Raw genomic sequence first — 12,016 nt, forward strand, 5'->3', positions numbered from 1 at the left:
TGAGCACCCATGGCTAAAATACGTACAGGTCGAGTTGGCGAACAGATTAAGAAAGAACTAAGCCTACTCATACAGACCGAATTAAAAGACCCACGTATCGGTTTTATTACGGTGACTGGTGTCGATGTCACAAACGATTTGTCCCAAGCGAAAGTATACTTGAGCGTACTTGGAGATGAAGAACAAAAAACTTCTTCTCTGAAGGCGCTGGACAAAGCGAACGGTTATCTTCGTTCTGAACTTGGCAAACGGATACGGCTTCGCCATATTCCTGAGCTGATTTTCAAAATTGACGAATCTATTGCTTATGGCAGCCGAATTGAAAAGCTGTTGAGTGATATCGACAAGGATGAGAAATAGGGATTTTTGTTAGTCTGAAGAACCATGAACTGAATGTAAAGGAGACGGCAATGCATACCTATGAACAGGCGCTTCAACAAGCGAAGGAATTTATTCTGGAGCATGATGATTACCTGATCGTATCGCATGTACAGCCGGACGGAGACGCAGTCAGCTCCACCGTAACGGTGGGCTGGCTTCTCTCATGTCTGGGGAAGAAATTTACCATGCTGAATGAGGGACCTATTCCTAAACGCATGGATTTTTTATGGCATGCCGATGAGATTATGGATATGAGTCAACAACCGCCAGAACGGAAATACAACCGAATCATTTGTGTAGATTGTGCGGATTACCGTCGTGTTGGTTTGACAGAGCAGTTTTTTACGGAAGATGCCATTATTCTGAATATTGATCATCATCCAACGAACGACGCTTATGGTGCGATTAATGTGATTAAGTCAGATGCTGCGGCAACAGCGGAAATTCTTTTTGATTTATTGGAAAAGTTTGCAGTAACTTGGGATGTAGAAGTAGCAACAGCTGTATATACAGGGTTGTTAACGGATACGGGAGGCTTCCGCTACTCCAACACTTCACCGAAAGTGATGTCTACGGTATCGCAACTACTTGCTTATGGTGTTGATGGCCCATTTTTGTCCGAGAAATTGCTCGAGGAAATGACATTTCCCCAAATGAAAGTGCTGACCAAAGCATTGCAAACGCTCACGATGTCAGAGGATGGTAAAGTTGCTTGGGTCGTTGTAACACCTGATGATATGACGGAATGCGGTGCTGTAAATGAGGACTTGGAAGGTATCGTGAATTATCCAAGAAATATTCGTGGGGTTGAAGTAGGCATTTTCTTTAAAGTTATTAATGATCAAGCGACCAAGGCAAGTTTGAGATCGGCAGGGAACGTTGATGTAGCTGCGCTCGCTCAATCGTTCGGGGGCGGTGGTCATGTACGTGCGGCTGGCTGTCGGCTAGAGGGTAAGCTGGAAGATATCATTGAGACCGTTGTAGGGCGGGTGAAGTCTGAGCTATGAACCCAATAAAGAAGGGACAGGCAACTTGGGAAGGTGTGCTACCTGTCTATAAACCTGCTGGATTTACCTCTCACGATGTCGTGGCCAAGGCTCGCCGTTTATTGGGGATGAAGCGAATCGGACATACTGGGACGCTAGATCCGCAGGTAACTGGTGTTCTGCCCTTGTGTCTGGGACGCGCCACCCGAGTGGTGGAGTATATGCAAGAGCGGCCCAAGGAATACCGGGCTACACTGCGCTTAGGCATTGCCACTGATACCGAAGACCTGACTGGGACAATTACAGAAGAGAGCGAACGTCCGGTTGAGGTTACCGAAATGGAAGCCAAAGCGGTTCTGGAACGTTTCGTTGGTACGATCTCCCAAGTCCCACCCATGTACTCTGCTCTCAAAGTAGATGGAAAACGTCTATACGAGCTAGCTCGAGAAGGCAAAACTGTGGAGCGTAAAAGCCGTGAAGTGAGCATTTATGAGCTGGAAATGACGGGATTTGCGAAGATGGGGCCGCATGTGGATATTTCTTTTCGTGCTTTGTGCTCCAAAGGTACTTATATCCGTACACTATGTGTTGATATTGGCCGTGAATTGGGATATCCTTCAACAATGGTTAAGCTGGAGCGAACGATGTCTGCGGGAATTTCTGCGGAACATTGTTTAACATTTGAAGAAATTGAGCGCTATGTAGCCGATGGAAGCCTGGGTGAGCGGCTTATCGCCACCGATAAAGCGATTGACTATATGTCTGAGCATACAGTGGCTGAAGCTAAGGCAGCTGCAGCTCTGCAAGGCCAACGCCTGTCGCTGAGTATGATTACACCACCAGTGACAGACAACCAACCTTTCCGATTATATAAAGAGGATAAAACGTTTTTAGGCATATATGGACGGGATGAATCAGGTGCAATCGCCCCAATTAAAGTTTTTTTAAGTTTATAGAATTTATAAGATTACAGCGGTGCTGAACCATTCTATAAACGCCAGAAATTTTTCCCAAGGCACGGCCTGGCTTCCGTGAAATTATGCTGATAGACGTTTTTCACCTTGAATTGTGCTATAATTTTTGACGAAGTTAGTCAAATGATGTGAAATGCAGGTGAATGAATATGATTACCGTATCGTTATCTTATCCTTTGAGTGATGAGTTATTGCAGCAATGGGGACGTCCACAAGTCACGGCGATCGGCCAGTTCGACGGCCTTCATCTGGGACATGCAAGCGTAATACGTAAGGCTGTCGCGCTCGCTCATGAACAGAATGTGCCAGTATCTGTCATGACATTTCACCCTCATCCGAAGGAAGTCATGAAAAAAGGCGATTATGAAGGTTATTTAACACCGCTTGCGGATAAGCAGACTATTCTGTCCGATATGGGTGTGGATGTACTTTATATTTTAAGTTTTAACGAAGAGTTTTCCAAGGTTAGCCCGGAGGCTTTTATAACAGACGTGCTGCTTCCATTACAAATTCGAACGGCGGTAGTAGGTTTTGATTTTAGGTTTGGCCACCGGGGAGCTGGGCATGAGGATACGCTTCGGAAGCTGGGAGGGGAGCTGATGTCTGTTTACACTGTACCACCGTTCGAACTGGATGGGGATAAGGTAAGCAGCTCCGGCATTCGCCGTGCTTTACAGACGGGGGATTTAGCACATGCGTCGCGCTGGTTGGGACGCCCTTATCGTATCCAGGGTACTGTGATGGATGGAGAGAAGCGCGGACGCACAATTGGTTTTCCGACAGCTAATCTCAAGCTGAATGATTCATATGTCATTCCAGTTAAGGGTGTGTACGCTGTACGGGCGCTCGTGGGTGATCATTGGATAAATGGTGTAATGAATGTAGGAGTTAAGCCTACGTTTCATGAAGGTGTGCTGAATCCGTCGTTTGAGGTACATCTTTTTGATTTTAATCAACAAATTTATGGGGAGCCTGTGCTTGTTGAGCTTCACCATTACATCCGTCCTGAACGCAAATTCTCTTCAGTGGATGAGCTGATCAGCCAAATTGGCAATGACGCACAAACGGCTAAAAAGCTGTTGGGCTAATTTATTTACATAAGACAGGCGCTGTGTTATACTGACTTATGTTGTGTAAACAACGATGAACCTTAGCTTGGTTGTCCGCTTTCACCGGCGGTTACGAGGCTAATGGCGATTATAATGAAGGAGGTGAACAGGATGGCATTGACTCAAGAGCGTAAACAGCAATTGATCGAGGAGTACAAAACTCATGAATCCGATACAGGATCACCTGAGGTACAAATCGCTATCCTTACTGAAAACATCGTCAACTTGCAAAGTCACTTTCGTTCGCACAAGAAAGACCATCACTCCCGCCGCGGGTTGTTGAAAATGGTCGGTCAGCGTCGTAAACTTTTGGCTTACCTGAAGAAGACTGATGTTAAACGTTACAGTGCGTTGATCGAGCGTCTCGGACTGCGTCGTTAATTTTCAGACATGTAATGAGAAAAGAAGCCTGGTTGTTCACCGCTTGTCCCTGCTAAGGCGACGGCGGACAGCAGCCGGGTTCTTTTTTGAAATGAGGAATCTTTTTTTGAATTACATATCCTATTTTGTCTGTGAGCTTCTTATGAATAAGACCTGCGCAGGAAATACTGGATGTGTATAGAACTTTTACAATGAAATGAAATGGAGGGATACCATGGAGCAACGCGTAGAAATGCAACTCGGCGGAAGAAAGCTGGTGCTTGAAACAGGACGTCTTGCAAAACAAGCCAATGCGGCAGTTAAGGTGAGTTACGGAGAAACAGTTGTGCTGTGTACTGTGACCGCTTCCCGTGAACCGAAAGATTTGGACTTTTTTCCGCTGACCGTGAACTATGAGGAAAGATTGTATGCTGTGGGGAAAATTCCTGGCGGATTTATTAAGCGTGAAGGACGCCCGAGTCAAAAGGCGATTTTATCCAGTCGTTTGACAGACCGTCCAATTCGCCCATTGTTCCCTGAAGGTTTCCGTAATGATGTGCAGGTGTTAAACCTAGTCATGAGTGTTGATCAGGATTGTGAACCTGAAATTGCAGCCATGATTGGAACCTCGGCAGCACTCAGTATTTCGGATGTTCCTTTTAACGGTCCAATTGGCGGGGTTGCTGTAGGTCGTGTAAACGGACAATTTGTAATTAATCCAGATATTGCACAGCAGAACGCGAGCGATCTGTATCTCGTTGTAGCTGGAACAAAAGATGCCATTATGATGGTAGAAGCAGAAGGCGATGAGATTCCAGAGGAAGTTATGCTCGAAGCTATTATGTTCGGACATGATGAAATTAAGAACATTGTGGCAGTTATTGAACAATTGGTGCAAGTAGCAGGTAAAGAGAAAATGCAGGTTAAGCTGCATGCTGTTGATGAAAAAGTGAACAGTGAAGTACGTGCTTATGCAGCTGATCGTTTGGTGGAAGCTGTTAAAATTGCAGAAAAACATGCCCGTCAAGAGGCGATTGATGCCGTTAATGAAGAGACCGTTGCCCATTTTGAAGCACAATACATAGAGACACCTGAGCTTTTGAGTGATGTGAGCGAAGTTCTCTATGATATCGTTAAGGAAGAAGTCCGTCGTCTGATTACGCATGATAAAGTGCGTCCTGATGGTCGTAAGCTTGACGAAATTCGTCCAATTGAAAGTGACACTAGCATTTTGCCGCGTACGCACGGTTCAGGCTTATTTACACGCGGGCAAACGCAGGCGCTTAGCGTTTGTACTCTTGGTGCTCTAGGGGATGTACAAATTCTAGACGGTATTGATCTGGAAGAAACCAAACGCTTCATGCATCATTACAATTTCCCTCCATTCAGCGTAGGTGAGGCTCGTCCTTTGCGCGCGCCAGGTCGTCGTGAAATCGGACATGGTGCTCTTGGTGAGCGTGCGCTTTCCAAAGTAATTCCTTCCGAAACTGAATTTCCGTACACGATCCGTCTGGTTTCCGAAGTACTGGAATCGAATGGATCGACCTCACAAGCTAGTATTTGTGCAAGCACACTGGCTATGATGGATGCAGGTGTACCAATTAAAGCTCCAGTTGCAGGTGTGGCCATGGGATTGATTAAGGATGGAGATCATGTTTCCGTACTGACAGATATCCAAGGTATGGAAGATCATCTGGGCGATATGGACTTTAAAGTTGCTGGTACAGCGGAAGGCGTAACTGCCATTCAAATGGATATTAAAATTGACGGTATTGACCGCAATATTTTACAGGATGCGCTCAAGCAAGCCAGAGAAGGACGTTTGTTCATTCTTGGCAAAATGATGGAAGCGATCCAGAAGCCACGTGAGCAATTGTCTCCGTACGCTCCAAAAATTATGACAATGCACATTAACCCGGACAAAATCCGTGATGTTATTGGAGCTGGTGGTAAAATCATCAACAAGATCATCGAAGAAACCGGCGTGAAAATCGATATTGAACAAGATGGTCGTGTGTTCATCGCTTCTACAAATCAAGAGATGAATGAGAAGGCGCGTTCCATTATTGAAGGTATCGTAAAAGAAGTCGTGGTCGGCGAGATTTACATCGGTACAGTCAAACGAATTGAAAAATTCGGCGCATTTGTTGAAATTTTACCGGGTAAAGATGGTCTGGTTCATATTTCTCAACTGTCTACTGAGCGTGTAGCCAAAGTTGAAGATGTCATTGCTATTGGTGATACGATTACGGTGAAAGTAACTGAAATCGATCAGCAAGGTCGCGTCAATTTGTCCCGTAAGGCAGTACTGACGGCTGAAGCTCCTGCTAAGTCCTAGGTTGTGAGACCGCGAACTACTGTAATAGGGAGTCTATACGTTTGTACAGAATAAGGGATTTGAATAGCATAAATTAAGCTTTTGGAAAGAGGCAGAGCTACGTTTCTGGCTCTTTTTTCATACATATGCACAAGCTGCACCCAAGTGGGCTTCTATAGCTTACTACGTCATAGTTCTTGTCCTCCCCGCATACAATGTGGACAAACGAGCGGGAGGATGAAGGAATGATGAGAAGGGTGAATCGAGCGGTGTGGGTGGTAGCCACTTTAGCCGTCACACTGGTAATCGGGCAGTTTAGCGGGGTTCGTGACTACGCTAGTCAATTACGCAATGGAAACGCTACAGGAGCCGAAGAGCTTGAAGCTACACCCACGATGGCGGTGGCAGCTTTGCCTGATAATGCGCTTATGCAGCGACTAAGGACAGAAGCAGCACGTCAGCGGAGAGAACCAGTTGATGCCAAGGTCGACAGGGTATGGAAGGCTATTCCAGGTTATAACGGACTGGAGGTCGATTTGGATGCTACCTATCGCAAAGCCATTGCAGCTCCAGATCGGCCTATTCAATATGTATATCGCCAATTGGCACCCAAAATACATTTAAATCAACTGGGGAATGTCCCAATTTACAGGGGCAATCCTGAAAAACCGATGGTATCCTTCATGATCAATGTAGCATGGGGGAATGAGTTTATCGTGCCTATACTGAATACATTGGATCAGGAGAAGGTTAAGGCTACATTTTTTCTTGATGGAAGTTGGCTGAAGAAAAATCCTGAACTTGCCAAGGAAATTCAAAGAAGAGGGCATGAGCTTTCGAATCATGCTTATTCTCATCCCAATATGAGTCGTTTGAGCCGAGCCAGAGCCGTACAAGAAATCGAAAAGACGGAAATGCTTCTTCAAGAAACTTTGGGTGTCAAAAATAATTGGTTTGCCCCTCCATCGGGGGATTTTAATCAACAAACAGTGGATATAGCCGCAGAGCATGGACTCAAAACTGTGTTGTGGACATTGGACACCGTAGATTGGAAACATCCGTCACCGGAATCGGTGGTTCATAAAATCAACAGCAAGGTTGAGTCAGGCTCCCTGATATTGATGCACCCAACAGATTCTTCGGCTGCAGCTCTCAAAGGTATGATTCATGCCATTCGTAGTAAAGGACTTGTGCTTGGAACTGTCAGTCAGACGCTTTCCCCTGATCGGCAGCTACCAGCTCCGGTTGAGTGAACGTCTTTTTTCTGTTAGGATTGAACATTATGGCAAAGTATGCAATTCAGTTTAGGAGGGCCAAGCGTGGAAAGAATTCAACTCAAAAACGGCCTAAGAGTGGTCATCGAAAAAATTCCAACCGTGCGTTCTGTTTCTTTCGGCATCTGGGTTAAAACCGGTTCCCGGAACGAAACACCGGACAATAGCGGTATTTCTCATTTTATTGAACACATGCTTTTCAAAGGAACAGAGCGTTTTAGTGCTAAGGAAATCGCTGAGCAATTCGATGCCATCGGAGGAAATGTTAATGCTTTCACTTCGAAGGAATATACGTGCTATTATGCGAAAGTGCTAGATGAGCATCTACCGATCGCAGTCGATGTACTGTCTGATATGTTCTTTAATTCCAAATTGGATCAGGAAGAGCTCGCAAGAGAGAAAAATGTGATTTTGGAGGAAATCTCCATGTACGAGGACACACCGGATGATATGGTGCACGATCTTGTATCTCGGGCGGCCTATGGCGAACACCCACTGGCTTATCCGATTCTCGGAACCGAAGATCACCTGCTAGCTATGGATAGCTCACATCTCAGCCATTATATAAAGGAGCACTATACAATCGACAATACAGTTATCAGTGTAGCTGGTAATGTTGACGATCGTCTTGTAGAATTGCTGGAGCAACATTTTGGGCATTTCGATAATCACGGAACCGTTTCGCCACTGACAGTACCTGCGTTTAACGGTCAGCTCTCGTACCATGAGAAAGCAACGGAGCAGAATCATATTTGTCTATCTCTGCCTGGATTTGCAATAGGCGACGATCTCCAGTATGCTATGGTTTTGCTGAATAACGCGATCGGCGGGGGCATGAGCTCACGTTTATTTCAGGAAATTCGTGAAAAACGCGGACTGGCTTATTCGGTCTATTCCTATCATAGCTCCCATGCCGATAGTGGAATGTTCACAATCTATGCAGGTACCGCTCCTAAGCAAACAAAGGATGTGCTCGATTTGACGCTGGAGCTGTTACGAGATGTGGCTATCAATGGTTTGGACGCTAATGAGCTTCGTAAAGGCAAGGAGCAGCTAAAAGGAAGTCTGATCTTAAGCCTTGAGAGTACGGGTAGCCGGATGAACCGTCTTGGAAAAAATGAGTTAATGTTGGGTCAGCATTATACGCTGGATCAAATGATCGAACACATCGAACAAGTGACGGCTGATGATGTGAACAAAGTGCTGGATCTGATGTTTTCGGAGCCGTTTGCTCTGTCAATGGTCGGAGCGAGCGATTCAGCGGTTAAGGATATGAGGAGGGACTATTTTGTTAACTTACGTTGAAATTAACAGACTCGGGGGCAATGAAGATATTGAGCTCCCTCGCAAAATGTCAGAGCTTGCATCGGGATTTGACTTGTATGCAGCAGTACAGGAGGATTTGGTTCTGGAACCTGGCAAACGTTGTCTCATTCCAACTGGATTTGCAATAGCTATGCCAGCAGGATTAGAGGCACAAATCCGTCCGCGTAGTGGACTGGCTCTCAAGCATGGTATTACTTGTCTTAACACGCCTGGAACGATTGATGCAGATTATCGTGGAGAGATTAAGGTGCTTCTTATCAATTTAGGCGAGGAACCGTTCACCATTACGCGCAATGAGCGAATTGCACAAATGGTATTTCAGGTTGTGCCTGAGGTGGAGTTAAAACAAGTAGACCATTTGTCTGAAACTGTACGCGGTGCTGGAGGCTTTGGTCATACAGGACGCTGAGTCTACGGTTCACTTGCATGCAGTGTAATACAATTGTACATTTTGTAGGAAGCTTCAATATTACTCGCTTAAGAGTAAGCATACACATAAAAGTCGTTCCGTAGAGGGGCGGCTTTTTTTGTGTTTTTTCACCCCTTCCCGGGCATCTGCATAGAATAAAAGCATATCGTGTCTCGGAAAGGAGTGATCCGGATGCTAACAGGAATGCGCATCGTTGTTTTGGGTGGCGATGCGAGGCAGCTTGAGGTAATCCGCAAATGTGTCGACATGGATGCTACTGTCACTGTGGTCGGCTTTGACAAGCTCGAAGTACCACTCAAAGGAGTCACATTAGAGCCATTGTCTGTCAAGCTGCTGGAATCGTCAGACGCACTGATTCTGCCAGTGGTGGGATGCGATGAGGAAGGCAACGTGAATGCACTTTTCGGAGCACAAAAGCTCCAGTTTCTGAATGAGCATGCTGCTGCTCTTCCACCGCATTGCGTTGTATATACAGGGATGGCGCGAGCGTACTTAAAAGAAATTTGTACCAGGCATGAATTGAAGCTGGTTGAGCTGCTGGAGAGAGATGATGTGGCCATATACAATTCTATACCTACGGCTGAAGGCGCACTGATGATGGCAATTCAGCATACTGATTTTACGATCCATGGTGCAGATTGTATGGTTCTAGGCATGGGACGGACTGGATTTACCATGGCAAGGGCACTACAGGGGTTGGGAGCCAAAGTGAAAGTTGGAGTACGGCGGGCGGAGGATGCAGCGAGAGCCGTGGAGATGGGTTGGAAGCCTTTTATGACAAGGGATTTAGCGAATGAGACAAAGGGAGTTGACTTGATTTTTAATACGATACCCTCTATGATTATCACAGCGCAAATTCTGTCTAAATTGCCACTGAGTACCGTGATTATAGATCTTGCTTCCGCCCCAGGCGGTTGTGATTTCCGGTATGCGGAAAAGCGTGGAATTACGGCTATGCTTGCCCCCGGTCTTCCCGGTATTGTTGCTCCCAAAACTGCTGGTACCATTATAGCGAATACGCTGGTGCAGTTGTTAATGGAAGATAATCCTGATCGGGGGGATGCACAATGAGTTGGCAAGGGAAAACGGTAGGTTATGCTATTACAGGCTCACATTGCACATTTGAAGAGGTAATGCCTGTTATACAGCGCTTTGTTGATGAGGGTGCGAAGGTCGTTCCCATTATATCCAATACCGTACTAACAACGGATACTCGCTTCGGTACTTCGCAAAGTTGGCAAAAACAGTTGAAAGATATAACAGGGAATGATATCATTTCTACAATTGTGGAGGCTGAGCCACTGGGACCCTCCCAAATGCTCGATGTGCTGGTGATTGCACCTTTGACGGGAAATTCGATGAGCAAGTTAGCGAATGCGATGACGGACAGTCCGGTTTTGATGGCTGCCAAGGCGCAATTACGCAACGGCCGTCCACTTCTTTTAGCCATATCTACTAATGATGGACTTGGTCTAAATGCTGCCAATATCGCCAAGTTACTAGTAGCCAAGAACATCTTTTTTGTGCCGTTCGGACAGGATAATCCAGTTAAAAAGCCGAACTCGCTTGTAGCCAATATGGAATTGATTCCCGAGGCTGCCTATGAAGCATTGCAGGGCAGGCAGATTCAGCCGATGATTGTGGAACGCAAGACCCCATGAAGTACTATAATTAACTGCTGAGCATCCCTCGCCTAGAAGATGATTCGATAATCCATCGGGTCTAATTTCTTGTTGGCGGTGGATGCTTTCAGAATAAAAAATGGTTTTTTAGTCGAGAAGGGGAGATACACCAGATGAGCAATAGAAAGTTTAATGTAGCTGTCGTTGGAGCGACAGGCGCTGTAGGGGAACAGATCGTAAATCTGCTGGAAAAACGCGATTTTCCTGTGGACAAAATCAAATTTCTTTCTTCGCCTCGTTCTGCCGGCACGTTAATTAGCTTTAAAGGTCAGCAGATTCCAGTAGAGATTGCTACCCCCGACAGCTTTGAAGGAATCGACATTGCTTTGTTTAGTGCAGGCGGAGACGTGAGTAAGGAACTGGCGCCGCATGCTGTTCGTCATGGGGCAGTTTGCATTGACAACACCAACGCATTCCGAATGGAACCGACAGCTCCTCTTGTAGTACCTGAGGTGAACAGCGACAAAATTGCCGAGCATCAGGGAATTATCGCGAACCCGAACTGCTCCACCATTCAGATGGTAGCTGCTTTGAAACCATTATATGATCAGTATGGCATTTCTCGTATCATAGTATCCACGTACCAGGCCGTTTCCGGCGCTGGAAGCCGTGCTATTGATGAATTGAATCGTCAAAGCGCAGCCATTCTTAACGGTGATGAAGTTCAGCCAGATCTGCTGCCGGTAGGTTCGTTGCCAGTAAAGCATCAGATTGCTTTCAATGCTATTCCGCAAATTGATAAATTCCAGGATAATGGTTATACACTGGAAGAAATGAAAATGGTACGCGAAACGAAAAAAATACTAGGTGACGATTCTGTAGACGTAACGGCAACATGCGTTCGTATTCCTGTTGTGTATGGTCACTCGGAATCTGTCTATGTAGAGCTTAAAAATGATTATGATCTAGAAGAAGTTCGTAATCTGCTGGCTTCCGCACCTGGAGTAACGCTGGTAGACGATCCTACTGCCCAGCTTTATCCGTTGGCATCCGAAGCTGCAGGAAAACCTGACGTATTCGTAGGGCGTGTACGTCGTGATTTGGGCAATAGCCGTGGATTGAATTTGTGGGTCGTATCCGACAATCTGCTCAAGGGAGCGGCATGGAACGCGGTGCAAATCGCGGAAATTATTGCTGCAAAGGCGGAGTAACGTTCCTAAAGCAGGGAGTAATATGG

The 12,016-nt window shown here is 45.9% G+C and carries 12 protein-coding genes; all 12 read left to right on the forward strand.

Annotation, left to right across the window (positions count from 1 at the left end; all coding sequences use genetic code 11):
- The first annotated feature begins 9 nt into the window (after nucleotides 1-9).
- The 12 genes from rbfA (at nucleotide 10) to HFD99_RS13335 (ending at nucleotide 11,990) form a co-directional block, all read left to right on the forward strand.
- Nucleotides 10-360, forward strand: a complete 351-nt coding sequence (gene rbfA / locus HFD99_RS13280) for a 30S ribosome-binding factor RbfA (protein WP_013370723.1) — start codon at nucleotides 10-12, stop codon at nucleotides 358-360.
- Between the two features lie 50 nt (nucleotides 361-410).
- Nucleotides 411-1,388, forward strand: a complete 978-nt coding sequence (locus HFD99_RS13285; RefSeq protein WP_016820982.1) for a DHH family phosphoesterase — start codon at nucleotides 411-413, stop codon at nucleotides 1,386-1,388.
- Entirely contained in the window at nucleotides 1,385-2,323 is a 939-nt protein-coding gene (truB, locus tag HFD99_RS13290) for a tRNA pseudouridine(55) synthase TruB (RefSeq protein WP_039277133.1), read from the forward strand. Before HFD99_RS13285 ends, truB begins: the two co-directional genes overlap by 4 nt.
- A gap of 167 nt (nucleotides 2,324-2,490) precedes the next feature.
- Nucleotides 2,491-3,429 carry a bifunctional riboflavin kinase/FAD synthetase gene (locus HFD99_RS13295; protein ID WP_025364657.1) on the forward strand — a complete coding sequence of 313 codons (939 nt, stop codon included), beginning with the start codon at nucleotides 2,491-2,493 and terminating at the stop codon, nucleotides 3,427-3,429.
- A 132-nt stretch (nucleotides 3,430-3,561) separates the two neighbouring features.
- The gene (gene rpsO, locus HFD99_RS13300) at nucleotides 3,562-3,831 is read left to right on the forward strand and encodes a 30S ribosomal protein S15 (protein ID WP_007430074.1); all 270 of its coding nucleotides are present in this window, start codon (nucleotides 3,562-3,564) and stop codon (nucleotides 3,829-3,831) included.
- A 214-nt stretch (nucleotides 3,832-4,045) separates the two neighbouring features.
- The gene (pnp, locus tag HFD99_RS13305) at nucleotides 4,046-6,148 is read left to right on the forward strand and encodes a polyribonucleotide nucleotidyltransferase (protein ID WP_016820985.1); all 2,103 of its coding nucleotides are present in this window, start codon (nucleotides 4,046-4,048) and stop codon (nucleotides 6,146-6,148) included.
- Nucleotides 6,149-6,372: 224 nt separating this feature from the next.
- Nucleotides 6,373-7,380: a polysaccharide deacetylase family protein gene (locus HFD99_RS13310; RefSeq protein ID WP_025364658.1), complete on the forward strand. Its 1,008-nt coding sequence runs from the start codon at nucleotides 6,373-6,375 to the stop codon at nucleotides 7,378-7,380.
- Between the two features lie 66 nt (nucleotides 7,381-7,446).
- Complete coding sequence (locus HFD99_RS13315; RefSeq protein ID WP_025364659.1) at nucleotides 7,447-8,706, forward strand: M16 family metallopeptidase; 1,260 nt, start codon at nucleotides 7,447-7,449, stop codon at nucleotides 8,704-8,706.
- The gene (dut, locus tag HFD99_RS13320; RefSeq protein ID WP_016820988.1) at nucleotides 8,690-9,136 is read left to right on the forward strand and encodes a dUTP diphosphatase; all 447 of its coding nucleotides are present in this window, start codon (nucleotides 8,690-8,692) and stop codon (nucleotides 9,134-9,136) included. Before HFD99_RS13315 ends, dut begins: the two co-directional genes overlap by 17 nt.
- A 192-nt stretch (nucleotides 9,137-9,328) precedes the next feature.
- Nucleotides 9,329-10,228 (forward strand): dipicolinate synthase subunit DpsA, encoded by a 900-nt coding sequence (gene dpsA / locus HFD99_RS13325; RefSeq protein WP_016820989.1) that lies wholly within the window; start codon nucleotides 9,329-9,331, stop codon nucleotides 10,226-10,228.
- Nucleotides 10,225-10,818, forward strand: coding sequence for a dipicolinate synthase subunit B (locus HFD99_RS13330; protein ID WP_016820990.1), 594 nt, complete (start codon nucleotides 10,225-10,227; stop codon nucleotides 10,816-10,818). Before dpsA ends, HFD99_RS13330 begins: the two co-directional genes overlap by 4 nt.
- A 134-nt stretch (nucleotides 10,819-10,952) precedes the next feature.
- Nucleotides 10,953-11,990 carry an aspartate-semialdehyde dehydrogenase gene (locus tag HFD99_RS13335; RefSeq protein WP_016820991.1) on the forward strand — a complete coding sequence of 346 codons (1,038 nt, stop codon included), beginning with the start codon at nucleotides 10,953-10,955 and terminating at the stop codon, nucleotides 11,988-11,990.
- Nucleotides 11,991-12,016 lie beyond the last annotated feature (26 nt).

Source organism: Paenibacillus sp. EKM301P (genome assembly GCF_011800295.1).
In the GTDB taxonomy this organism is placed as follows: Bacteria; Bacillota; Bacilli; order Paenibacillales; family Paenibacillaceae; genus Paenibacillus; species Paenibacillus polymyxa.